This is a genomic window from Candidatus Thiodiazotropha sp. AKIB8 (assembly GCF_058244675.1).
The window spans coordinates 39,298-64,038 of sequence record NZ_JBSYOO010000039.1; the positions used below are offsets into that span (position 1 = coordinate 39,298).

The 24,741-nt window shown below is 46.7% G+C and carries 27 protein-coding genes; 4 read left to right on the forward strand and 23 right to left on the reverse strand.

What is annotated here, in order from left to right:
* Positions 1–17: 17 nt before the first annotated feature.
* The 7 genes from AC4IFB_RS12070 to nagZ form a co-directional block, all read right to left on the reverse strand.
* Positions 18–1,295, reverse strand: a complete 1,278-nt coding sequence (locus tag AC4IFB_RS12070; protein WP_490780300.1) for a hypothetical protein — start codon at positions 1,293–1,295, stop codon at positions 18–20.
* A 245-nt stretch (positions 1,296–1,540) separates the two neighbouring features.
* Positions 1,541–2,119, reverse strand: coding sequence for an SH3 domain-containing protein (locus AC4IFB_RS12075; RefSeq protein WP_490780301.1), 579 nt, complete (start codon positions 2,117–2,119; stop codon positions 1,541–1,543).
* Positions 2,120–2,252: 133 nt separating this feature from the next.
* A complete protein-coding gene (locus AC4IFB_RS12080; RefSeq protein WP_490776450.1) occupies positions 2,253–2,999 on the reverse strand; it encodes an S-methyl-5'-thioinosine phosphorylase in 747 nt (248 codons plus the stop codon).
* An 84-nt stretch (positions 3,000–3,083) separates the two neighbouring features.
* A complete protein-coding gene (locus AC4IFB_RS12085; RefSeq protein WP_490776449.1) occupies positions 3,084–3,689 on the reverse strand; it encodes a peroxiredoxin in 606 nt (201 codons plus the stop codon).
* A gap of 458 nt (positions 3,690–4,147) precedes the next feature.
* Positions 4,148–4,588 carry a hemerythrin domain-containing protein gene (locus AC4IFB_RS12090; protein WP_490776448.1) on the reverse strand — a complete coding sequence of 147 codons (441 nt, stop codon included), beginning with the start codon at positions 4,586–4,588 and terminating at the stop codon, positions 4,148–4,150.
* Positions 4,589–4,819: 231 nt separating this feature from the next.
* Positions 4,820–5,371, reverse strand: a complete 552-nt coding sequence (locus AC4IFB_RS12095) for a hypoxanthine-guanine phosphoribosyltransferase (RefSeq protein WP_490776447.1) — start codon at positions 5,369–5,371, stop codon at positions 4,820–4,822.
* A gap of 105 nt (positions 5,372–5,476) precedes the next feature.
* A complete protein-coding gene (nagZ, locus tag AC4IFB_RS12100; protein WP_490776446.1) occupies positions 5,477–6,526 on the reverse strand; it encodes a beta-N-acetylhexosaminidase in 1,050 nt (349 codons plus the stop codon).
* A gap of 189 nt (positions 6,527–6,715) precedes the next feature.
* On the opposite strand from nagZ, the gene AC4IFB_RS12105 reads away from it, so the two are divergent.
* On the forward strand, positions 6,716–7,123 hold the full coding sequence (locus tag AC4IFB_RS12105; protein ID WP_490780302.1) for a flagellar basal body-associated FliL family protein: 408 nt from the start codon (positions 6,716–6,718) through the stop codon (positions 7,121–7,123).
* A 51-nt stretch (positions 7,124–7,174) separates the two neighbouring features.
* Here AC4IFB_RS12105 and AC4IFB_RS12110 read toward each other — a convergent pair whose 3' ends face one another.
* From AC4IFB_RS12110 to cysM, 7 genes are read right to left on the reverse strand one after another with little or no spacing between them, the layout of a single operon-like run.
* Positions 7,175–7,969: an ABC transporter permease gene (locus tag AC4IFB_RS12110; protein ID WP_490776444.1), complete on the reverse strand. Its 795-nt coding sequence runs from the start codon at positions 7,967–7,969 to the stop codon at positions 7,175–7,177.
* Positions 7,969–8,895, reverse strand: coding sequence for a nickel ABC transporter permease (gene nikB, locus AC4IFB_RS12115; protein WP_490776443.1), 927 nt, complete (start codon positions 8,893–8,895; stop codon positions 7,969–7,971). Before nikB ends, AC4IFB_RS12110 begins: the two co-directional genes overlap by 1 nt.
* On the reverse strand, positions 8,895–9,380 hold the full coding sequence (locus tag AC4IFB_RS12120; RefSeq protein WP_490776442.1) for a L,D-transpeptidase family protein: 486 nt from the start codon (positions 9,378–9,380) through the stop codon (positions 8,895–8,897). Before AC4IFB_RS12120 ends, nikB begins: the two co-directional genes overlap by 1 nt.
* On the reverse strand, positions 9,355–10,893 hold the full coding sequence (locus tag AC4IFB_RS12125; RefSeq protein ID WP_490780303.1) for an ABC transporter substrate-binding protein: 1,539 nt from the start codon (positions 10,891–10,893) through the stop codon (positions 9,355–9,357). Before AC4IFB_RS12125 ends, AC4IFB_RS12120 begins: the two co-directional genes overlap by 26 nt.
* Positions 10,883–11,350, reverse strand: a complete 468-nt coding sequence (locus AC4IFB_RS12130) for a CYTH domain-containing protein (RefSeq protein ID WP_490776440.1) — start codon at positions 11,348–11,350, stop codon at positions 10,883–10,885. The genes AC4IFB_RS12125 and AC4IFB_RS12130 overlap by 11 nt, the downstream gene beginning before the upstream one ends.
* Positions 11,351–11,353: 3 nt before the next feature.
* Positions 11,354–12,688 carry a 23S rRNA (uracil(1939)-C(5))-methyltransferase RlmD gene (gene rlmD / locus AC4IFB_RS12135; RefSeq protein ID WP_490776439.1) on the reverse strand — a complete coding sequence of 445 codons (1,335 nt, stop codon included), beginning with the start codon at positions 12,686–12,688 and terminating at the stop codon, positions 11,354–11,356.
* Positions 12,689–12,690: 2 nt separating this feature from the next.
* Positions 12,691–13,584, reverse strand: coding sequence for a cysteine synthase CysM (gene cysM, locus AC4IFB_RS12140; RefSeq protein WP_490780304.1), 894 nt, complete (start codon positions 13,582–13,584; stop codon positions 12,691–12,693).
* A 187-nt stretch (positions 13,585–13,771) separates the two neighbouring features.
* On the opposite strand from cysM, the gene AC4IFB_RS12145 reads away from it, so the two are divergent.
* The 3 genes from AC4IFB_RS12145 to AC4IFB_RS12155 all read left to right on the forward strand — a co-directional run bounded on the left by AC4IFB_RS12145 (position 13,772) and on the right by AC4IFB_RS12155 (position 16,169).
* Complete coding sequence (locus AC4IFB_RS12145; protein WP_490776437.1) at positions 13,772–14,200, forward strand: CBS domain-containing protein; 429 nt, start codon at positions 13,772–13,774, stop codon at positions 14,198–14,200.
* A gap of 125 nt (positions 14,201–14,325) precedes the next feature.
* Positions 14,326–15,114 (forward strand): class I SAM-dependent methyltransferase, encoded by a 789-nt coding sequence (locus AC4IFB_RS12150; protein ID WP_490776436.1) that lies wholly within the window; start codon positions 14,326–14,328, stop codon positions 15,112–15,114.
* A gap of 71 nt (positions 15,115–15,185) precedes the next feature.
* Complete coding sequence (locus AC4IFB_RS12155) at positions 15,186–16,169, forward strand: TIGR00341 family protein (RefSeq protein WP_490776435.1); 984 nt, start codon at positions 15,186–15,188, stop codon at positions 16,167–16,169.
* Positions 16,170–16,455: 286 nt separating this feature from the next.
* Here AC4IFB_RS12155 and pdxJ read toward each other — a convergent pair whose 3' ends face one another.
* From pdxJ to AC4IFB_RS12200, 9 genes are all read right to left on the reverse strand, one after another.
* Entirely contained in the window at positions 16,456–17,184 is a 729-nt protein-coding gene (gene pdxJ / locus AC4IFB_RS12160) for a pyridoxine 5'-phosphate synthase (protein WP_490776434.1), read from the reverse strand.
* A 130-nt stretch (positions 17,185–17,314) separates the two neighbouring features.
* Positions 17,315–18,022, reverse strand: coding sequence for a DNA repair protein RecO (gene recO, locus AC4IFB_RS12165; RefSeq protein ID WP_490780305.1), 708 nt, complete (start codon positions 18,020–18,022; stop codon positions 17,315–17,317).
* 90 nt (positions 18,023–18,112) lie between these two features.
* Entirely contained in the window at positions 18,113–19,009 is an 897-nt protein-coding gene (gene era / locus AC4IFB_RS12170; RefSeq protein WP_490776432.1) for a GTPase Era, read from the reverse strand.
* A complete protein-coding gene (gene rnc, locus AC4IFB_RS12175; protein WP_490780306.1) occupies positions 19,002–19,679 on the reverse strand; it encodes a ribonuclease III in 678 nt (225 codons plus the stop codon). Before rnc ends, era begins: the two co-directional genes overlap by 8 nt.
* On the reverse strand, positions 19,676–20,041 hold the full coding sequence (locus AC4IFB_RS12180; protein WP_490780307.1) for a DUF4845 domain-containing protein: 366 nt from the start codon (positions 20,039–20,041) through the stop codon (positions 19,676–19,678). The genes rnc and AC4IFB_RS12180 overlap by 4 nt, the downstream gene beginning before the upstream one ends.
* Positions 20,042–20,205: 164 nt before the next feature.
* Positions 20,206–21,054 (reverse strand): signal peptidase I, encoded by an 849-nt coding sequence (lepB, locus tag AC4IFB_RS12185; protein WP_490780308.1) that lies wholly within the window; start codon positions 21,052–21,054, stop codon positions 20,206–20,208.
* A 64-nt stretch (positions 21,055–21,118) separates the two neighbouring features.
* Positions 21,119–22,924, reverse strand: a complete 1,806-nt coding sequence (gene lepA / locus AC4IFB_RS12190; protein ID WP_490776428.1) for a translation elongation factor 4 — start codon at positions 22,922–22,924, stop codon at positions 21,119–21,121.
* A gap of 94 nt (positions 22,925–23,018) precedes the next feature.
* Positions 23,019–23,261, reverse strand: a complete 243-nt coding sequence (locus tag AC4IFB_RS12195; RefSeq protein WP_490780309.1) for a glutaredoxin family protein — start codon at positions 23,259–23,261, stop codon at positions 23,019–23,021.
* Positions 23,254–24,693, reverse strand: a complete 1,440-nt coding sequence (locus AC4IFB_RS12200; RefSeq protein ID WP_490776426.1) for a DegQ family serine endoprotease — start codon at positions 24,691–24,693, stop codon at positions 23,254–23,256. The genes AC4IFB_RS12195 and AC4IFB_RS12200 overlap by 8 nt, the downstream gene beginning before the upstream one ends.
* Positions 24,694–24,741 lie beyond the last annotated feature (48 nt).

Genomic DNA, 24,741 nt, shown 5'->3' on the forward strand with positions numbered 1-24,741 from the left:
TTTTTTACGAAAGAAAGTTATCTGTAGTTGTAGTAGCCTTGTTGATACGGATTAGGTCCCTGCTGATAAGGGTTAGGTCCCTGCTGATATGGTGTGGGACCATATGGCATGTTGTATCCCGGGTTACGCCACACACGTGGTGACGGCATCATAGCTTCGTGCAACTCTCTCTCAGCCTGCATTCTATTTTTCTTTGCTTCCATCTCTGCCTGAGCAGCATCTCGCAGCTCATCAAACTCTTTAAGTATCTTGGTTACGGATTCTTTATGTAAATCCTGAACACTTTGCTGCTCCTGAGCAGTAGCAACCATCTCTGGCGCTTGATTTGAAGCAGTTGTCTGCTGTCCAGCAGTTTCAGGTACAACAACCTGAACTTCAGGCGTCACACTGTCACCAGATACCAAGCCACCTGCGTTTGACTCTTCCGCCTGGTCGCTATTTGTTGCTGAGGAGTCATCTTCAGCTGAGGAATCCTCTGATAATTTCTCAAAAAAGGAGGTAACCTTGCTTACCATACCCTGCTCACCAGAGCTTGAATCCTCTGTAGCAGCATCAGTTGCTGTAGCCTCTTCAGCTACAGCATTGGATGTATCGGTTCCAGAGGCCTCTTCTGCCACAGCATTGGATGTGTCAGCTACAGATGCCTCCTCTGTTGCGGTATTGATTGCATCAGATTCTGAAGCAGCCACTTCAGCTGCATCATCCCCTTCAGATTGAGATATAGTGGCCTCAACCTGCTCAGATTCTGTTACATCGCCAGTAGAATCTGTCACTGGGCTTTTCGCCAGCGAGCGGATATACATAAATCCAAGAATAATGATAATCAGCCAGAATGCGACTTTTATCCAAAAGCCACCCGAGCTTTTTGTTTCTGTTGACATTGGTGTTTCCTCCGAAGGTTTCTCTTTATCTTCTAATTTCATTTGAACCACAACATTCGATGAAGGCGCTTTGCTACTCTCATCAGCTGAGGATGAAGTCGACTTTGGTACCTCTGCTTGAGCACCTGCTGCGGCTACAGTCGTAGGTGTTGCCGCCTTGGTTTCAACAGTGGAAGACTTTTCCTCAACCGGGGCCGCTACTGCGCTGCTCTCAGTCGTCGATTTAGTGGTAACTTTTTTCTTCGCCGCAACCTTCTTCTTGGTTGTGGCTTTTTTCTTTGTCGTGGCTTTTTTCTTCGCTACAACCTTTTTCTTGGCCACTTTCTTTTTAGCAGCTTTCTTTTTAACTGTGGTTTCGCTCTTTGCGGGTTGATTTTCTGCCTTTTCATCGGCGCTATTAGTCTCATCAGCCATCTTCACTCCCCTTTTAGCTGCTAGCTTCGTTACGACATTGTACCTTAAAACTTGTCGATTAAAGGAACCGCTGATCAAACCATGAATCTACGGTTTGTGACCTATTCAGGCCGCTTCTGGGTTGGATCATCGTAATAGCAGGCTATTACGGGCTATCCGCGCCTAGAATTGGCACATTTGGATCGAAAATCTGTTCAGCCCAGACTTATTCAGAGGTTCTCTTTAATAGAATATTACCACCACTATTAATCACTTAGCGTTGTTAACCAATCTGCAATCCAAGCTTGACTCAAATCCCCGGGATCAATGGTTCTGTACCATTTTCCATGGTGATCTAAGGCAATCAGCTTAGTTCCCGCTTGAACGCTTTTCACGATTCGATGGTCAAGGCCAGGACCAGATCGTAAATTGACCTTATCTGCTTTAACAATCCTGAGTTCACCCAGCCAATCTTCCTGAATCACCTCTTTGAGCTGATCGAGCAGTTTTGTTTCAGGTTTGAGCAATTTGGATTTAACTATCTCCCGCGCATCTCCATGTCCACTATTCGCTGCCTTTCGATACCATTCGAAGGCCTGCCGATGATCCTTTTTTATCCCTTCACCATTGGTATAGGCCAATGCCAAGGCAAACATTGCCTCACTATGATCATGAGCAGCAGCACGTTTCCACCAATAGATCGCCTTATCAATATTTACTCTAAGTCCATTACCATTAGCGTAGAGCCACCCCAGATGGAAAGCAGCTTCTACATGACCCTCCATGGCCAGTGGCCGCCAGAGACAAAATGCTTCTGCAAAGTCTCCCGACTTCAGCGACGCCATACCGAGTTCGAATGGGTCCCCATACGAGACGCGGCTATTAAATAGAATCAGGAGTAATAATAATCTATAACATATTGTTATTAAATAATTATTACTTTTTAAAACCATATTTAAACAATCTCAAACAAAAAAGTTAACAACCACTCTCCCGGAGTAGTGCTGTTAATAATAGTTTGACCTGTTCCATACCAAATATCAGATTTTTCTCAATCTCTTTCATACTGATAGGAGTCTGCTGTTTACCTGCAGCCCAGTTTGATACCACCGAACAGGATGCATAACAAAGTTCGAATTCTCTAGCCAATGCCGCTTCTGGCATCCCTGTCATACCTACAATATCACAACCATCCCGTTCCATTCGTGCAACTTCGGCAGCGGTTTCCAGACGTGGCCCCTGAGTAGCACCGTAGGTTCCACTTGAAACAGAGCCAACATCACTCGATTTTGCAGCCTCAATCAGCTGCTGTCTCAATTGCTCGCAATATGGATAGGTGAAATCTATATGTGTAACCTGCTGGAGGTCACTCTCATAGATGGTTTGATCCCGGCCAAAGGTATAATCAATGATCTGATCAGGGACAACAATATTACCAGGCGCCATCTCAGATGTGATGCCACCAACTGCAGCTACACCAATGACATTATCTATTCCCAGGTGGTGTAAAGCCCAAAGGTTTGCTCGATAGTTGACGCGATGCGGGGGAATGGTATGAGTTGCACCATGGCGAGGTAAAAAAACCACTTCGCTACCGGCAATCTTCCCGTGGGTAAGCGCTGCGGAAGGCTCCCCAAAAGGAGTATGACAAACCTCACGATGAGTAATTTCCAGGTCAGGAATTTTGTTCAGCCCAGTACCGCCTATTATGGCCAGTTTCGTCATTTTACTCTTTATCTATTTCAGCCGAATTTGTTAATCCCTTTTGTAGCTGGTGCATATACCAGCCACAAAAGGAATAAAGGTGTTTTAGAGGCTTTTACTATGTGTCGCAAGATAGCTAGCTACACCCTCTGGTGTATCCTGCATACCCGCTTCCCCATTCTTCCAGCCTGCTGGACAAACCTCTCCATGCTCTTCATTGAACTGAAGTGCATCGACCATGCGTAGCATTTCGTCGATGTTTCTACCCAAAGGCAGATCATTGACCACCTGATGGCGCACGATACCCGACTTATCTATCAGAAAAGAACCGCGCAATGCAACGTTGCCGTCTGTTGTTTCTACATCATAGGCTTTACAAATGGCATGATTCAAGTCAGCAACCAACGGATATTTTACCGCTCCAATGCCGCCATCATTTACAGGTGTATTGCGCCAGGCATTGTGTGTGTAGTGAGAATCGATCGAACAACCCACCACTTCAACTTTCCGTTTTTTGAACTCATCCAGCCTGTGATCGAAAGCTATGAGTTCCGAAGGACAGACAAAAGTAAAATCGAGTGGATAGAAAAACAGTACGGCATAACTGTTCTTTATCGTCTTGCTGAAATTAAAATCATCGACTATCGTGCCGTCCCCAAGCACCGCTGCTGCTGTAAAATCTGGTGCCTCACGGCCTACTAATACACCCACAATCTACCTCCTGACAAATAAGTTAAGTTAAACCTAAAAAAATCAGTTGTCCGCTCCATTCTAATAGCAAGTTCCTGATTTTGTAGAATATAGCTTCGATGCACATGGTCACCCGTTGGGTGAATAACGCTACAGCGTGAATTGCACGCCGTCCTACTGACCTTTTCAGGTTAAAGGTGACTCTACACACTGGTTAGTTAAAGTCGGATGCTATCTTAGAGATTCTTTCGAAATGATGCCATGATTTATGTTATGCCCTATGAAGTAGGGAAAATCACTCCTACCATAGTCATGTAACAGTTTTTTCAATCTTGAGAGAAAATCAGGCTGGTCAGATACTACAGGTGGGATCTTCGTAAAGCGAACTATTGCTTGCAGGGAGTGGCTTCTTCCAGACAAAAAAATAGGGGGTTAAACAGCTACCCCCCATGACATTTCTCCTCCAACCGATCCTGATTTTATACGGCCTGGGCAAAAACCCCGGACTTTTCTAACGTTGGTATCAGGATCGTCTCTTCTCGCTGTATTCTGTCTTCGATCATGTCGAAAATCTCGAATGTGTCAGCAATAAACTCATCAGTAAAATTGAAATCGCAGTTCTTCAACCATTTTCCATGGTACTGCTCAAAATGTTTTCTTATTGGTTTTTGTCCGTTGAGGAAACCCCACGCCATCGATTTCAATTTTGGATCCTGGTGAGTCAACAGACCAGGATAAACACCCCTATCCTGTTCTGACATATGCCCCTTCATCAATTCTGCCAAATCACAAATCATCTTGTGGGTTGTCATTGCATTGGGGCGGATACTCAACTGCTCCTTAGTCATCATAGCTCTCAGGTCACTGATAATCTGTTGCATATCAGAATGGCTACCTTTCATGCTTTCCAGTGTACTCACTCTCTACCCTCCTTAAATTTAGGTACAGGCTCCGAGCATTTTCTTCGGAGACAAGTAATCTCTATGAATCGTCTCAGGACTACCCAATCTAAATGTTGAGTTTCGCCTATTGGAGTTAGCTTGTACCATTTATTGATAAATAGCAATAGGTGCCTAATATCTCTACTATTTTTCTAGGAAATTACGACAGGGTTTACCCTTGTATTGAATCTTTCAATATTAGGGATATTACTAACCCTGTGGGATGGCGTAGATACCAGGAGCATTTCTGTGATACCCCATATAGTCCATTCCATAGCCAAACACATAGCGATCTTCGACATACAATCCAACAAAATCAGCAATAAAACCAATACCTTTCTGATGTTGTTTCTCCACAAGAACAGCGCTCAATACTTTTTTTGCGCCCGCTTCCTGACAAGCTTTGACAATAGTTGAAAGTGTGATGCCGTGATCGAGAATATCGTCAACAACAAGTATCGTCTCGCCACTCAGAGATGCACTGGGACGTCCCTTCCACTCTAGCTCGGACCCACTCGTTCCACCCTGGTAGCGAGTTGCATGTATGTAGTCATGTCGCAAGGGAAAATCGAGGCGGGTCAATAGCTGTCCCGTTGGAATCAATGCACCATTCATAACACACAGCACCAGAGGGTCTTCTGTCGCCAGTTGCGCTGCAATCTCCTTAGCCATCTTATCCATTGCACGTTCTACCTCTTGAGTGCTATAGATCAGGTCTGCAGTTGCCAATACTTGAGCCGCTTGTTGCGCGTTTATAGTCATAACTCTTTACACTTAAACTTGTTAATTGATCAATACTTAGTAAGGCATTAGCAGTGGATGAAACAGTTCGCCATCCGATTGAAATGAACCGCGCTCATTAAGGGCTTATTCAAGATTCAGGTCGAGTCTATTCTCTTGAGGTATCACCGATAGTTTATTTACAGCCTGTTTCCAACGTGGGTCGAGATGAACCTGCTGTAAGGATCTATGCTTTCTGCCATGCATCCTCACCAGCCTTACGTGGGCAGCAGGATCATTGTAATCTTTCACTCTTTCCAGCACCTGCCACGCGGCCGGACGATTATTGCATACCAACACCATGTCACAGCCTGCATCAATTGCAGCTATGGCACGTTCTCCGTAGTTACCTGCTTCTTCGGCAGCTGCCATATCGAGGTCATCACTGAAGATCACTCCCTGGAAACCAAGCTGTTGGCGCAATACGTTCTTCAGCCAAAAACCAGAAAAGCCAGCAAGGTTTTTATCGATTCGCTGATAAATCACATGGGCTGGCATTATTGCCTCCATACCCGCATCAATCATACGTTCGAATGGCCTGAGATCTTCCATTTTCAGGTCTTCAAAACGTCGCTGATCTATAGGCAAGGCATGGTGTGAATCGGCAGCAACACCACCGTGCCCCGGAAAATGTTTCCCTACTACGGCCATACCGGCTTCGTGACACCCCTGCATCCAGGATTGAGCCAAACGGGCAACTTCATCAGGTTGCTTGGAAAAGGCTCTGTCACCGATGACCTCACTAACCCCTAACCCAAGATCTAATACTGGGGCGAAACTGAAATCCACACCACAGGCACGTAGCTCAGAAGCCATAAGCCAACCACCCAGCTCGGTCAGTTTCAGCCCTTGCTCCTCATGCTGCCGGTACTGTTCTCCATACCATGAAGCAGGAGGTAACTCAGAAAAACCGGCTCTAAAACGCTGAACTCGTCCCCCTTCGTGGTCTACCGCGATCAACAAGTGGGGGTTTCTAACTTCATGGATCTGACTGCACAACTGGGTCAGCTGATCCATCGACTCATAGTTTCTAGTGAACAGTATCACCCCGCCTACCGCAGGATGATTAAGCATCTCCCGCTCTTCAGTGGTCATTTGCAACCCTTCCAGGTCAACCATTACCGGGCCGAGGCTCATACACACACCCCACAATAAGAGTCACAGAGGCGGATTCTGCAACTATCCGCGATGCGATTTTTGCACCGTTGTTGTGGTGGATTATTGTCAGCTATCGATTTAGTTCTCATTTAGATATATTCTGAGATTGCTTAATTTTTAACGCAGTATGCCGTAAACATAGGTGAAGTGAAAATCAAGGCTCAAACCATGCGACACCTACTCATTTTATGTTTCGTTTTTCTTTTCACCAGCCAGCCCCTTTGGGCAGAGGAGGAGGCTGAGGAGGAGGAAAAGGCGGCACCAACCATCAGTTATTATCAAATCAAACCATCCTTGGTTTCCAATCTGGCAAGTGGTGGAAAATATATTCGCTGCGACATTCAATTAATGACCCAGGACGAGGCATTCCTTGAAGAGCTAACACTTCATGGCCCGGCAATTCGCCATACACTACTACTTCTATTGTCCGAACAGGATGGTAAAACCCTTAAAACAGCTGCAGGTAAAGAGGCCTTACGCAAAAGCGCATTAGCTGAAATTCAGAAGCTGTTGCAAGAATCGAGCGGCAAGGCTGAAGTAAAAGCACTCTTCTTCACCACCTTTTTTGTGCAATAGCATATTCAATAGCTTAAGTACGCGTGGGCGACTGGCCTGCTATGGCAGCCATCAGAGGGGACGGTGATCCAGCCAATCCCGCAGTCGGTCTCCAAGCATATTCAGTGACAGCACAACCAACATAATCACTACACCTGGCGCCAACACCATATGCGGTGCCATTAACATATAGCTTGCGCCATCCCTGATCAGACTCCCCCATGAAGCATCAGGTGGTTGAATACCCAATCCTAAAAATGAGAGTCCCGCCTCAGCTATCACCATTCCAGCCATTCCGAATGTCGCTTCCACGATCAGAGGCGCCAGCAGTAGCGGTAAAAGATGGCGGGTCAGAATGTAACGACGAGGCGTTCCCAAGGCGATAGCAGCAGTCACATGATCACGTTGTTTGAGGGACAGAACCTGGCCCCTGGTCAAACGGGCGTAGCCTACCCAGCCGACTGCAGAAAGCGCTATGATCAGATTATCGACACCCGGCCCCATAACCCCTGCCAATGCAATTGCTAAAAGAATGCCAGGGAAAGCCAGAAACACGTCCATGATTCTGACTAGCAATAGATCGAACCATCCGCCTTGATACCCAGCCAGTAATCCAACTGTGGTTCCAATCAGTAAAGAGAGGGAAACCACACCAACTGAGACCAGGAATGAGATCTGAGCACCAACCCAGATTCTAGGCAGAATCGGACGACCCAAATCATCATATCCCAGTATCCCCTGAGCACCGGGTGTTAGCAAAATTCTCTCGAGATCTATCTGATTTGCAGATTCGTTGACCCACACGCCAGTGAGTGCAGCCAAACACCAAATGACCAGGATCGATAGTGGAAACCAGTACCTCAGCATCAGTCACTACCCAGACGAATCCGTGGATCAATAAGACCGTACAACAGGTCGGTCAAGGTATTTACCAGAACATACATTAGACTGATAAAAAGCACACAACCCTGTACTACCGGGTAGTCGCGCTTTTGAATCGCTTCGATCATCAATGAACCTATACCCGGCCAATCGAACACCACTTCTGTAACTACAGCACCACCCAGCAGAGCACCAAGCTGAAGTCCAACCAGTGTAGCCACAGGCAACCAGGCATTTCGCATCGCATGCCGCCAAATCACCTTTAACTCACTGAGACCCTTAGCTCTGGCTGTGCGTACGAAATCTTCTCCGAGTACTTCGAGCAAGCTGCTACGTACCATTCGAGCCAAAATTGCGGCAAACCCTGTACCGAGGGTAACTGCCGGTAATATCAGACTGGCCACACCTTCCCTGCCACTCACAGGTGTCCAGCCCAACCAAAGAGAAAAACAGAGTATCAACATCGGCCCCAGCCAGAAATTGGGAATTGAGACACCCAACATAGAGAAACCCATTGCCCCCCAGTCCCATGCCTTACCTCGCTCCACCGCTGCGATAATCCCTAGTGGAATGGCTAACAACATGGCGCATACCAGTGCCGCAATTGCTAATTCCAGGGTTGCTGGTATCCGTTCAGCAAGCATCTCACTTACCGCTCGTCTTGAATGGAGAGATTGACCAAGATCGAATTGGACGAGTCCAGTAAAGTAGTTCGTTAGCTGGGTGGCGATTGGTTGATCCAATCCCAGACTTGCTCGCAAGGCCTCTCTATCAGCCGGGCGTGCAGACTCTCCCAGCATCACATCCACAGGATCCCCTGGTACCAGGTGGATCAGAAAAAAAACAAGAGAAGCCACGCCAATCATTGCACCCAGCGCACTGAATAGACGTGACATTAAAAAACGTCCCATCAGTCGACAATCTCTACCAGCATGCCATTTTCAACCAGATCAAACAGCTGAATGAGATCCTGGTTGCGCATTCTGATACAACCATGGGATCGTGCAACACTCATAGGCTCGCTGTCAGGTGTGCCATGTATGTAGATATATCGACGAAGGGTATCGACCTCCCCTCCCCGATTGATGCCTGATTCTAATCCCGACAGCCAGATTATCCGTGTAAGCACCCAATCACGATCCGGCTGATACTCTGCCAGTTCGTTGCTATAAATCTCTCCTGTGGGACGCCGTCCCACGAAGACACTGTTTACAGGGCACCCCTCGCCAATTTTTATTCGCACACGATGCATGCCACGTGGCGTACAACCACTGCCGAAACACTCCCCTGCCCCGTTTAACCCAGTTGAAACAGGGTAGCTTGCTGCCACGAAATCTGCTTCGTGACAGATCAATTTTTGTCCGGAAAGCTCAATTCGTAGTTGCAGATTGGACATTATCCCTCTCCAAAGCTGTATTCAATTTTACTTGTGCGAGCCCATCATAATTACCATCCGGCATCAGTTGATAGCCGCTGATCCTTCTCCCTTGTGCTGAAATCTGATGTTCGTACCAGAGGGGTATATAGGGTAAGTCCCGATGTAACTCCCGTTCGACCAGCTGATATAGCGCTGCTTGCTCAGACAGCTTGGTCTGCTGCTCAGCCAGAGAGAGTAACTGATCAACCCGTTCGTTGTTGTAACGTCCTCTATTTGCCCCTTTCGGAGGTAGAGACTGACTGGCAAAAATATCCCGATAGATATCCGGGGTTCTGATTCCAACCCAGCTCAGACTGTAAAGTTGGAAATTACCCTGCTTGATATCACCGAAAAATGTTCCCCAGTCATAACTGCGTAGATCCACCTCGATACCTACGGCTTTAAGCTGGCTTTGTATTACCGTCGCAAGGCGTATCCGAAATGGATCGCTCGATGTTTTATAGGTCAACTTCAAGGGGCTATCGCTGTTGTAACCTAATTCTGAGAGAATCTTTTTCGATTTCCTCGGATTGAAGTCGTTTGCCTTTAAGTTGCCTGATGCCCAGTGTTCTGGCGGAAAAAGTGATTCTGCCGGACGTGCTGCACCCTGCATTACCCACTGAATAATAGCCTCTCTGTCAATGGCATGGGCAATGGCTTGACGTACACGCAAATCCCCAGTTACCGGATCCTCAAGATTGAAACCGATATAGGTGTAGTTACTACCTGGTGTCTGAGTCACTTTCATCTCGGTTTGATTACGTAGATAGCCAATCAATTCAGGTGATATATCGTTTTGCAGCAGGTCTATCTCATTTCTCAGTAACTTCAACACTCTGACGGTGGGATTGTTGACACTGATAATCTCAAACATCTGTCTATCAGAGCGGCGTTGCAGATGAAGCTCACCCGGCTGCGGCCAGGAGATCAGGGTAAATGGACCACTGCCCACTGGCTCCCGGCCAAAATCATGCCCCTGGTTTATAAGTTCTGCAGGAAGAATGTCCAGGGTCAGGTAGGCGGGAAACAGGGGGTCAGCTCTCTTTAGGCTGAATTCTATGGTCTGTTCATCAATTTGATCAATTGATGCGATCAGCTTCAGGCTGGCCTGTTTTGGTGACCCATTGGCAGGATCAAGCACTTGTCTGTAGGTTGCAACAACATCATTGGCATCCAGCATCCGCCCATGACTGAATTGATTGGCTTGATCATTTAAATAGAAGCGATATTGTAAGGGTGTGATTGCTTCCCAGCGGGCAATGCCAGGCTTCGGCATACTTTTGGAGTCAAACTCAACCAGGCGTTGATAAAGAAGCCTGTTGATACGTTCTGATGTCGCATCAGCAGCAAACCTGGGATCAAGATTGAGCGGGGATGTGGCCACTCCCATTCTAACCGTCTGATCAGGATGCCGCTGACATCCTACCATCAGAATCATGGCGATAAATAGCGTAACCAAGGCACGCCGACCAAGCATCTCTTTACCAGTCACAAAACGGATGTTTTACCAGACTGGCATTGTAATAGCGTGTATCCCCAGATACCTCTTCACCTGCCCATGCAGGCATTTCGAAAGACTCATCTTCATCGCTTAACTCAACTTCAGCGATCACCAGCCCATTGTTGGCGCCTTGAAACAGATCCAAGTCCCAGATGTGGTCACCACATTTAACTTTATAACGCACCTTATCGATAGCAGCCCCCGCAACTAAGTGCTGCAAAAGCTCTTCTGCATCCTGCATAGGTATGGGGTACTCATATTCACGGCGACTGATGCCTACAGTAGAACCCTTGATATTGATATTGGCCACATCACCATCCACCCTGACACGTACACTGGCTTTAGACGTCGTCGCCAGATAACCCTGCTTGAGCACCGCCTGGCTGACTACAGAGTCTTTCCATTTATCATTAATAACCAAGAATTTACGCTCTATTTCTAAAGCCATATATTATACCTTTTCAAATAGTGCGATTGACTCGACATGGGCAGTATGCGGAAACATATCCATCACCCCTGCACTCACCAGGCGGTAGCCATGTTCTTCGACGAGAAGCCCCGCATCCCGAGCCAAAGTGCCAGGATAGCAGGAGACATAAAGGATTCGTTCCGCACCCAGCTTGGGCAGATGGTGCAGGACCTCCTGAGCACCACTTCTGGGAGGATCAAGCAATACCTTGTTAAATGATTCCTGCAGCCATGGCTCATTTTCCAATGTTTCATAGAGATTCGCAGTATAGAAACTTGTGTTGGAAATCTGGTTTGAGAGGGCATTTTCTCTGGCTCTAGCCACCAACCCTGCATCACCTTCCACACCGGTAACATGCCCTGAATGACGGGCCAGAGGTAGTGTGAAATTCCCCAGACCACAAAACAGATCCAGCACCCTATCTTCAGGATCCAAAGCCAGCATTTCAACAGCTCGCAGGGTCATTTGCCGGTTGATGTCACTATTAACCTGGGTGAAATCATTAGGCAGAAAGTCCAAGCTCAGATCAAATGCGGGTAAGTCATAACTCAGAACTACAGAGTCTCCCTTAAGCGGCCTGACACTTTCCGGCCCTCCTTCCTGAATATAGATCTCAATTTTGTGCTGTGGTGCAAAACGTTCGAGACACTCAAGATCCTCTTGGCTGGGCGGTTCAAGCATTCGAAAGATCAATACACAGAGTTCATCCCCCATCGCCATCTCAATCTGTGGAATCTGATTCCGAATAGAGAGCTGATCGATCAGTTGACTCAGCTCAGGAATTAGCTCGCCCACGCGGGGATGGAGAATATGGCAACAATCGATGTCAGTAATAAAGGATGAACCCCGCTCCCTGAAACCGACTAGTGTCCCGCCCTTTTTGGGTACATAACGTACACCTAATCTAGCCTTGCGCCGATAGCCCCATGTTGACTGACTGACCATCGGCGGCAGGATCTGCTCCGGAGTTACCTTGCCGATATGTTGTAAACTCTCCAACATCGATTGCTGCTTGGATAGCACCTGAGCCGAACCATCCTGGTGTTGCAAACTACAACCACCACATACCCCAAATTGGCTACAACGCGGTTCAACACGCTGTGGTGAAGGGCTCAATACTTCCACAACCCTACCCTCATCATATTTTCGCCAACGTCCGGTATAGAGGAAACGAACTTTCTCTCCGGGCAAAGAGCCATGAACAAAGGTAGCCTTACCATCAATATGGGTGACCCCTTTGGCATCGTGAGTTAGTGATTCGATCTCTGCTTCAACTGGCTCGGTCGGCAGCTGCTTTCGTCTACGTTTACGTGCCATGATCAGAATGCCGGAAAGACATCGGTGGAAAGGTAACGATCTCCACGATCACAGATGATTGCCACGATGACAGCATCTTCAACTGAAGCTGAGAGTTTAAGCGCTGCAGCAACAGCCCCGCCGGAGGATATACCGGCAAAGATGCCCTCTTTGGCTGCTAAATCCCGCGTAGTCTGCTCGGCATCCTGTTGGGATATATCTATGATCCTATCAACTCGACTGGCATCGTATATCTTTGGCATATAGGCCTCAGGCCAACGTCGTATGCCTGGAATACTGGCACCCTCCATAGGTTGCACGCCAACAATCTCAATCTGAGAATTTTTAGATTTGAGATAGTTGGATGTACCCATGATCGTCCCGGTTGTCCCCATGGCACTGACAAAGTGAGTTATCTTGCCCTCAGTATCCCGCCAGATTTCAGGGCCGGTACCCGAAATATGGGCCTGTGGATTATCCTGATTAGAAAATTGATCAAGGATCAAGCCTTTACCAGCGGCTTCCAGTTCACGTGCCTTGTCGATTGCCGCCTCCATACTGCCCTCTTTGGGGGTCAATATCAGCTCTGCGCCATAGGCTCTCATCACTGCTCGCCGTTCAAGGCTCATGTGTTCCGGCATTACCAGAATCATCTGATAACCCTTGATCGCAGCGGCCATTGCCAGTGCAATTCCAGTGTTGCCACTGGTCGCCTCAATCAGGGTATCCCCCGGTTTTATGTTGCCACGCTCTTCCGCAAGACGGATCATGCTCAGCGCCGGCCTGTCTTTTACTGACCCAGCAGGATTGTTACCCTCCAGTTTCACCAGCACAGTATTGCTTGAGCCTGCCGCGAGTCGCTGCAGACATACCAGTGGCGTATTGCCAATAAAGTCTTCTATAGTTTTGTATTGCATAGGGCAATTCTACCCTGATTAAGGCAGAGAGATCAGCCCTATTTTTTCATATATTCTGGCCACAATTCAGCATTATCTGAAGCCGAACAGCAGTTGATGTTCTATTATTGAGGGAAAATCCGGCAACTGATACTGGTCTAAAGAGTTACACTGACCGGGAAGAACAATAAACATTAAGAGGGTCCAAATGCCTAGCATTAATCAAATATTGCAAAATAAGGGTTTCGACATTCACACTATCGATGCCAATGCGACTGTTTTCAGTGCACTTGAAAAGATGTCTGAGCACAGCATTGGTTCACTTTTAGTAATGGATAATGAGGAGGTGATTGGGCTGTTTTCTGAACGTGACTATGCCCGCAGTGTTATCCTAATGGGTCGAGCATCCAAGGAAACCAAGGTAAAAGAGATCGTCAGCAGTCAGGTAGCTGTGGTTACTCCTGAAGAGAGCGTCGAGGAGTGTATGGCAATCATGACCGATAAACGGGTTCGCCATCTTCCGGTCATGAAAGATGGGAAACTGGTTGGTATCATCTCAATCGGTGATCTGGTTAAAGCCATCATAGAAGAGCAGCAGTTTGTGATAGAACAATTGGTCAGTTATATCAATGGCTAACTCGTAGTTAGTAGCCATGAAATAACACTCTCTCTGCTATGCATTAACTCAATAAAAACGCCTTTGGAGTAATGATCCTGAGCAATTTAAAAAAATCATTCGCGTAAGGGTGCAGCCAGGTCTATATGCTGAATAGCAAGACACCGTTTATCGATCTCACCTGGATCGAACAAGCGCAAAGCAAGTCGAACCGACTTAACTGTTTATCACAACATAGTCGTGAAATATTAGAATATGATGGGTTCCGCTGGGTCAGTTCTCCAGATGGGGCCATACAGTCGATGATATCTCTTGATGATCACGCCTATCCTGTACTTCATTATGTCAAAGCCCTGCTCTGTTCCCTGGTGTTTGTGCAACACCCAAAAAAACTACTCAATTTAGGGCTTGGTTCAGGTGCCATCGAACGATTTGTAATCTCTTTACCTCATCAGATTCAGACAGTCTCAATTGAGCCTGAGGTCGATATGATCTCACTATCAAAAGAGTGCTTTTTTCTTAACACAGATTACCCGGTAAGAGAAGAGACAGCAGAATTATTTTTCTCTGAGAATAAACAGCAGTTTGACATAATCATTTGTGATATCCACCCGAAGCAAGGCGACATCAATCCAATTCAAAATGATCTTTTTTTACAGGACATAGAGAAATCCCTTACATCGAAAGGCGTCGCAGCAATTAATTTTTTACCTGAAAATAGTGATGATATCGTTAAAATGTTAGTAAGACTTCGCCATACATTCAGCTGGGTGATCGTATTCGATGTCCCTGCTCAACAAAACGTTGTGCTCTACTGCTCCAACTCTCAGTACCCTGATAAAACTGACCTCCAATCCAGGGCGATGATGCCTGATTTTAACAGCCTCGAAGCAGAGACAATCTGTTCACAACTGGTTTGGCTACCACACCAGTAATCAACTTCTCTTCTGCCTCCCCTCGGGTAGAATGGATTAATAATCAAAAATGATATTGAGTGAATGCAGTCATGAAGTTAATAGAAGTTATTGCCAAGGCAAGCAGCCAAAAAACCATCACCACAATTGCAGAAAAGTTTAAAGCGCGTGATTTTCGAATGGGTCGTGAAGGAGAAGATGGGCGTCAGGCAATAAGAATCCTGTTAACTGACGAGAATGTTCAGCCTGCGCTAGATGCGCTACAAATAGTTCTTGGAGCACAATCCACTGCAAGAATTATCGTCTTCCCGATTGATGCCACACTACCTCAGCCTTCAACTGAAAAAGAGAAGAACGAGGATAAAGCCATATCCTCCAGAGAATCGATGTACGCCACTGTAGACAGGAATACCCGTTTAGACAGTAATTTTGTTGTCCTGGTCATACTCTCCACACTGGTTGCCGCGATTGGACTGGTAAAAAATAATGTTGCTGTGGTTATTGGTGCTATGGTGATAGCCCCTCTATTGGGCCCAAATCTCGCATTTGGCTTGGGCACGGCACTGGGCGATATTCACTTGATGAAAAAATCACTGAAATCCCTTTTGTCAGGTATCTCTATCGCCATTCTCCTCGCCTACATCATCGGCCTTCTCTGGCCTTTTGAATTGACCAGCCCTGAACTGTTGGCCCGTACTGAGGTAGGACTGGACTCCATTGCATTGGCATTAGCTTCAGGCGCGGCTGCAGCTCTTTCTCTTACCAGTGGCCTGCCCAGTGTATTGGTAGGTGTCATGGTCGCAGTCGCACTACTCCCTCCAGCTGCTGCACTAGGACTTACCTTAGGACATGCGCGAATCGATTTGGCGATGGGCGCAGGCTTATTGCTAGTGGCCAATATTGTCTGCGTCAACCTTTCGGCCAAATTGTTATTTCTTTTAAAGGGGATTCAGCCCCGTAGCTGGGCAGAAAAAGAGAAAGCCAAACGCTCTATGACCATCTACCTGGTAGTCTGGGCAATTACACTTGTATTGGTAGTTCTGGCCATAGTTGCACGATCCCATATTGATGGGTAAACCTAGTGTAGTGTCCTATATAAAACATACATTTAGACGAGGCCTATCTCAGTTTGCGTTTAAATCGTATACCTCGCCCTGCGGGAAGCCACTCAAGCCACGATTGCGGCGTTGCACCCCTTGGTAAGGGAACAACCATTACCTGCAGGCTGCGCCTTGCACTCGCGGCTTGAGTGGCTTTCTAAATGCACGCTTTATATAGGACACTACACTAGAATCTGCAGTTGAGCATGGATTAGTGGTAAATATCAGCATTGAGTTACAGCCTGTTAACACTAATTTATTGTCATCTTGCCATTAGGTTCTTCATCTCCCGAACCGCCTGATCCAGACCAGTGAAGAGTGCCCGACAAATAATTGAGTGACCAATGTTCAACTCTGTTATGCCTTCAATGGCCACAACTGATGCCACGTTGTGATAATCAAGGCCATGTCCTGCATTCACTTGAAGTCCCAGACTGTTTCCATACTCAACAGCATCTACTATCCGTTTCAATTCAGTTTTTTGTGAAGCATCATGGCCTGCGTCAGCATAGTGTCCAGTATGAATCTCGACAACTTCTGCACCAGATGCCTTAGCTGCATCCAACTGCTTGAAATCGGCATCGATAAAGAGTGAAACACGAATCCCGGCTTCCTTCAGTTCACTACAATAGTCGGTCATGTAGTCAATGTTTGAAGCAACATCGAGCCCACCCTCGGTTGTTAACTCTTCACGTTTTTCTGGCACCAGGCAACAATCATGAGGTTGAAAGCGGGTTGCAATAGCAGCCATCTCTGGCGTCGCGGCCATCTCCAGGTTCATCCTTGTCTGCAAAAGATCTGTCAGAATCTCTACATCTCTATCCTGGATATGACGTCTGTCCTCGCGCAAATGCAGTGTTATGGCATTCGCACCCGCTTGTTCAGCCACCAGCGCAGCCTGTACAGGCTCAGGATAACGAGTTCCACGTGCTTGGCGCAATGTTGCAATATGATCAATATTGACCCCGAGTAACATTACATTTTTACCCATTTCTATACCTTTAATTCGATTACCGAAAGAGACAAATTTTTCGCCTTTGCGGTAAGCATATCTTATATGCCCTGATACTCAAATATATCCTTTGTCCATAATAGACAATCAAATATTTTGACCTGGAATTTCAGCCGGTAGGACCAATAAAAAGCTCTCTGCTCTTTAGAGGTTTGTCTCCCAGATAGTGTGACAGCACGAATCGCATTAATCGCTTTGCCTCATTTGCACTCTGTTTGTCCAGGGATTCACGTTGTTGCAGAGAAATTAATGTTCGACCATGTATTTTGAATCCCGGTTTATCAGATTGAGATAAAATTGGACCATGCTCAACAAAATAGTCATAGAGCAGATCACTTTCCACTGGATCTCCTGTATCCGCGGTATGATCCAATAACAAGCCATAACCCAATTCAGTTAACAGCTCTATTTCAAATTCCCTCAGTATCTGATCCATGGCTTCTTCAGAGGCCAGGCGTGCCAGATTTTCGCAATAGTGCAGATAGAGAGAGGGATAAGGGTCTCCCCTTTCGATCAACCTCATGACTAATTCGTTGAGATAGAATCCGCAAAATATGCGGTCACCTGTGAGTTGGAAAGGGTGGCCATCATGCTCAACATCGGTGAGACTCTTTACCTCTCCACGTCCACTCAGAGAGATGCGCAAAGGAGAAAAGGGTTGCAGCAAAATAGCTTTGGTGGAACGACCGGATTTAGCGCCTCTGGATATAGCTGGCAAGCGACCCTCTGTAGGCGTAAACAACTCCAGTAGTAAACTGGAGTTTTGGTAGTCGCGCCTATGTAGTACGAAAGCAGGTGTTAATTCAATACGGGACATCTATGATGTCTCAAATATATCCGGTTGCTTTGTTATACCGGGTAGTAATCTTTATCGCCCACTACCCAGCAGACCAATAAGAGAAGAGAACTACTCTCCGTATCCGAGCCTGACCAATGCAGCCTCATCACTGGACCAGCTCTTTTTAACCTTGACCCAAAGTTCAAGGTGTACCTTACAGTCAAAGAAGGTCTGCATTGCTTTTCTAGCCTGTGTTGCAACCTCTTTCAAGGCCAGACCATCCTTACCGATAATTATGCCTTTCTGACCAGGCTTCTCAACCCATATCACCCCATTGATGCGATAGAGTCCGGATTGCTCTTCAAATCGTTCGATCTCAACTGAGACTGCGTATGGCAACTCTTTAGCATAGCGTCTGGTGATCTGTTCACGAATCAATTCAGCAGCGAAAAACTTTTCAGGTCTATCAGTCAACTGATCGTCCGGATAGACATTCTCACCTTCTGGAAGTGCCTTTAAGACCACCTCTTCGAGGGTTTCAAGATTACGCCCGTTTCTGGCTGATGATGGTATGATTTCCAGGAAGTCGAATCGTTCTGACAGTTCAGACAAATAGGGTAGCAACGCCTCTTTCTGCTTGATCAGATCAACTTTATTAACCACGGCAATGGCAGGAATACCACTCTCCTTGACCAGACTCAGTACCTTTTCATCCTCTTTTGTCCAACGTAATGCCTCCACAACGAAGATAAGAAGATCAACGCCAGTCAAAGCTGTTTTTGCTGTGCGATTCAGATAGCGATTCATCGCATTGTCGCTACGCTCATGAATACCAGGTGTATCGACATAGATAACCTGTCCACCACTGAGACTATTCACACCCAATATGGTATGACGTGTGGTTTGTGCCTTATGCGATGTGATAGCCAACCGAATTCCAAGGATTCGATTCAGTAAGGTGGATTTACCCACATTTGGGCGCCCCACGATTGCGGCATAACCACAGTGATTGTTTACCTTACTCATGATTCAGTTCCGTCAGCATATTCATTGCAGCATCTTGTTCAGCCTTTCTTCGGCTATTGCCCTGCCCGGTTACTTTCCTCCCAAGATCCTCGATAGCACACTCGACTTTAAAATGTTGCGCATGCGGATCACCACTCACATTCACTATTGTATAGCTTGGGAGTGAGACTTTGTTCGCCTGCAGGAACTCTTGTAGTTGGGTTTTGGGATCTTTTTGGTGGGTCTCAGGACTTAAAGTTGTTAGCCTGGTAGAAAAGACTCGCTGAATCACCGCCCTAGTCGCTTCGTATCCTCCATCGAGATAGATTGCAGCAAGAACAGCTTCAAAACTATCGGCCAATATAGAGTCCCGGCTCTGTCCGCCACTGCGCAGCTCACCCTGTCCTAACTTGAGATAATCACCCAGTTTGAACTCTCTCGCCACGTCAGCAAGTGTTTCTCGCTTTACCAAAGCGGAACGCAAACGACTTAATTGACCTTCACTCGCCTCTGAAAAATGGTGGTAGAGCGCATCGGCAATAATAAAACCAAGAATTGCATCACCCAAATATTCCAGGCGTTCATTATTCTTTCCGCCTGCACTGCGATGGGTCAAGGCCTGATCTATCAACTCAGGATCATTGAAGGTGTAACCTAAATCACGACAGAATTTAGCGATATCTGCCTTCAATTCGAAGTTAACTCAACCGATTCATCAAATGTCATGACTATTGCAGCATTGTAGGCAATATGACGTCGTACTTCATAATTGATATTAACATTCATACCATCTTTGGCACGTTTGATAGTGATATGGTCCTTTGTTACATGTCTGATACTGTTTATATCAAGCCGCTTCAAAATTAAACGCTGGATATCCCTCTTTGATTTACGCGCGGCGAATGGCTCATTCTTCACTGACTCAAGCGCAGTCTTGACTGAAAAGTTGTCGATGTAGACAGGTGCTATCTTAATACCTATCATCACAAGAAAACCCGCAACGGTTAGAATAACCAGCCAACTTATAAATGTAAGCCCGTACTGTTTCTTCATTGATTGCATATTAACTTCCTCAAATAATCTTCATTAGCGGCCCTTCAAGCCCATTCCATCGGCCACTCAGGCGTTAGCTTTACCAAACGATAGGCATCCTGCAGAATCCCACCCTTGTAGAATCTCCAGAATGTAAGTCCACTCTATCCCTGTTGAAACTATTATTAATCGATACCTTTACCCAGTCTCTCCCAGGCAATGGGAGGAAAACCACTGATATTGGAATCCCAGTTCATCCAAATTCCAAATGCCTTACCCACCAAGTTCTCATCAGGCACTAACCCCCAACAACGGCTATCATTGCTGTTGTCCCGATTATCACCCATAACGAAATATTGTCCTTCAGGCACAGTAATCGGGCCCTGTCTGAGAACCTGGCACCCCATAGGTAAATCAGGCGCTAACGGGTTGATTAGGATATTATGTTCAACGCCATCAAGATTCTCAACAGCTTGAACTGCACCAGTCATGCGAGTTCCACTACCTACACCGGTATATCTACCAACGAGTGTTTGAGTCATTGGTTCATTATTGATATAGAGCGTTTTATTTCGATAGTAAAGCGTATCCCCAGGTAGAGCCACTACCCGTTTGATGTAGTCAACCCAAGGCTGCTTAGGATAGCGGAATACGACCGGATCGCCCCGCTGAGGGTCTCCAAGGTCAACCACCTTTTTATTCAATACCGGCAGGCGAATGCCATAACTGAATTTATTGACCAGAATAAAATCCCCAACCAATAGGGTCGGCATCATTGAGCCAGAGGGGATACGAAATGGCTCTACTAGAAACGAACGCAGTATTAGAACGGCAAAAATCACAGGGAAGAATGACTTGGAGTATTCAACCAATATCGGCTCTTTTCTGACTACTCGGGTGCTATCATCAACCTCTTCCCCTACATCAGAAGCCAGCGCGTTGCGCTTATTGGCAAAGAAGATACTGTCTAAAAGCCAAATACCACCCGTAACCGCACTTGCGACTACAAGAAATGTTGGAAAATCAAAATTCATGGTCTACCTGCATCCTCTCCCGTTTAGTGCATTCAATTAAGGCCTGTCGACTCGTCCATCAGCCTTAATTATCCTTACCCACCTGAAGCACAGCAAGGAAGGCATCCTGCGGAATCTCCACCTTGCCTACCTGCTTCATGCGTTTTTTACCTGCCTTCTGCTTCTCCAGTAACTTACGTTTTCGGGTTATATCCCCACCATAACATTTAGCAGTTACATTCTTTCGCAGAGCCTTGACCGTTGTTCGAGCAATAATCTTACTGCCAATTGCTGCCTGGATCGCCACTTCGAACATCTGCCTGGGTATAATCTCTTTCATCTTCGAGGTCAGATCACGACCCCGGAATTGTGCTTGATCCTTGTGTACAATCAAAGATAAGGCATCAACCCGATCACCATTGATCAAAATATCGAGTTTAACCAGAGGCGCAGCCTGGAAATGGGTAAACTCATATTCAAATGAAGCATATCCTCTGCTAACCGACTTGAGTCGGTCAAAAAAATCTAACACTACTTCATTCATCGGTATTTCGTAACTCAACTGCACCTGTCCAGCAAGGTATTGCATGTTTTTCTGGACGCCACGCTTCTCGATACAAAGGGTGATTACATTACCCAGATATTCCTGCGGCACCAGGATGGTAGCCACAATAATGGGTTCACGAACCTCTTCAAATTTGCCCGGATCCGGAAGGGCTGCCGGATTTTCGATATGGATCAGTTCACCATCGTTTTTCAGTACTTGATATACCACCGATGGCGCTGTAGTGATTAAATCCAGATCGTATTCCCGCTCAAGTCGCTCCTGCACGATCTCCATATGAAGCATGCCCAGAAAACCACAGCGAAAACCGAACCCCAAGGCCTGTGAGGTTTCTGGCTCATAATGCAGTGCGGCATCGTTGAGGCGTAACTTCTGCAGGGCATCTCTCAGATCTTCGTAGTCGTCAGAACTGACTGGATAGAGGCCGGAGAATACTCTTGGGTGCATCTCCTCGAAACCGGGCAATGGAGTTTCTGCACTGCGGTTTTCCAGAGTTATGGTGTCACCGACGGGAGCACCATCAACCTCCTTGATACCGGCAATTACGTAGCCCACTTCACCAGCTTTCAATCCGGGCTGTTTTAGCTGTTTGGGGGTAAAAACACCAACCTGCTCCACCTGAAAGACCCGGCCGGTGGACATGATCTTCATCTTGTCTTTTGGCTTTATAGCACCATTGATCACCCGAATAAGGGATATGACACCAACATAGGGGTCAAACCAGGAATCGATGATCAGTGCCTGTAACGGCGCATCATAGTCCCCAGCGGGCGGTGGAATTGTGTCTACCAGTTGATCCAGAAGGTCTTTAATACCTATCCCGGTTTTAGCACTGACCCGGATAGATTCAGTGGCATCAATTCCTATGATCTCCTCAATCTCGTTTATCACCCTTTCAGGCTCAGCAGAGGGCAGATCTATTTTGTTAAGTACCGGTAGAACCTCCAGCCCCTGCTCAATCGCTGTGTAGCAATTTGCCACACTCTGAGCCTCAACACCCTGAGCGGCATCCACAACCAGCAATGCACCTTCACAGGCTGCCAGAGAACGGGATACTTCATAGGAGAAGTCTACATGTCCTGGGGTATCGATAAAATTGAGCAGGTAGGTTTCACCATCTTTAGCCAGATATTCCAGAGTTACACTCTGAGCCTTGATCGTGATACCCCGCTCCCGTTCAAGATCCATCGAATCGCACACCTGGTCGCCCATCTCACGGTCGCTCAAACCACCACAAGTCTGGATAAATCGATCAGCAATAGTAGATTTACCATGATCGATATGGGCAATGATGGAGAAGTTACGGATATGTTGCAGATCAGCCATAAAGCCTTATGTCGCTACTGAAAAAATGAGAAACGCCCCGTTTCGGGGCGTTTCAACGAATACGTGTTGCCACAGAGTCGCAGATGATAGCAAATCATAGGGCGCGCAAATAGCTCAGAAGTCGTGAACTGTCGAGATAGTGTTCACTGAGGGAGATTCCACCGGGCCCTTCCAGGCAGGGTATGCGGAGACGATAATCCTCCCTGATTTGAGGATTCCGGTCGATATCAACCATTGTGACCTCAAATTTCTGTGCCTCATTGATCGCTTCAAGCTCCTGCCACATCTCATCACAGAGATGGCATCCCTGCCGGTGATAGAAGGTTAATTCAACCATTTCCAGGCACATGCAGGGCCAGGAAAATCGGGCCTGTGTTGCGATGCACAAGCAATGCTACGGTTTTTTCACCGGGTAACTCTTTTACCAATCGGTTGAAATGATCCACACCCTCAATATCGACATTATTAATCATGGAAATGACATCACCCTGCTGTATGCCTGCTTCACGGGCAGCCTGACCGGTTACGGATTCGACCACTACACCACGACGGGAAGTAAGGTTCTGCTGCTTTTTCAGTTGCTCGCTCACGCTCGAGACCATTAGCCCAAGACGGTTTTCCGATACTTTTGGGGCTGGATTTCTAGTCATACCCAGTTTGTCTTCGGCAGGCAGTTCCCCGATGTTAACTCTGATCTGTTTGATTTTACCCTTTCTCAAAATCTTAAGTTCTGCAGGCTTGTCGACATTACTGCGTCCAACCAATGGAGGTAGTTCTGAGGATGAACTGATGGAGGTGCCATTAAATGACAAAATTACATCACCCACCTGCAAATCTGCTTTTTCAGACGGACTCTCAGGAAGTACCCGAGCAATCAACGCCCCACGAGGATGATCCATACCAAAGCTATCAGCCAGATCCTTGGTCACATCCTGAATCAGAACGCCCAACCAGCCACGAGTAACCCGCCCACGTGTTTTCAGTTGATCAGCAACATTTATCGCCATTTCAATCGGGATAGCGAATGAAAGTCCCATAAATCCGCCTGAGCGACTATAAATCTGAGAGTTGACCCCAACCACTTCGCCTTCCATGTTGAACAGTGGCCCGCCAGAATTTCCCGGATTTATCGCAACATCGGTTTGAATGAAAGGTACGTAATTTTCACTCGGCAGGTTTCTGCCCTTGGCACTGACAATGCCTGCGGTTACTGAGTGGTCAAATCCAAAGGGGGAACCGATTGCCAATACCCACTCACCGACTCTCAGTGCATCAGAATCACCTATCTCTACCACAGGCAGATCATCAGCATTAATTTTGATCAAGGCAATATCGCTTCGCTCATCTTTACCAACCACCTCTGCAACAAACTCACGACGATCATTCATGCGTACCAATATCTCATCGGCTTCCTCTACGACGTGGTTATTGGTGAGGATATAACCGTCATCAGAAATAATGAATCCAGATCCCAAGGAGCGTTTTTGAACTTCACCCTCCGGCATACTATATCCATGATTACCAAAAAACTTACGCATCAACTCACCCAGAGGGCTACCTTCGGGCAGGCCTTGAAATTCAGGCATATTGAAAGGTGATACATCGCTCCGTGACGAAGTAGATCTGGTGCTTATATTAACCACAGAGGGTGCGTTTTGCTCGGCAAGGTCTGCAAACTGAGGTAGATCACGGGCGAACGATGACGTAGTTAGCACAAGCCCGGCAATAAGCGCCAATAGTATAAAAAACTGATATTTCTTGTCTCTCATGAAACAACTCCTGGAGGAAAGAGTGATCTAACGCCCTGTAAGTGGGAT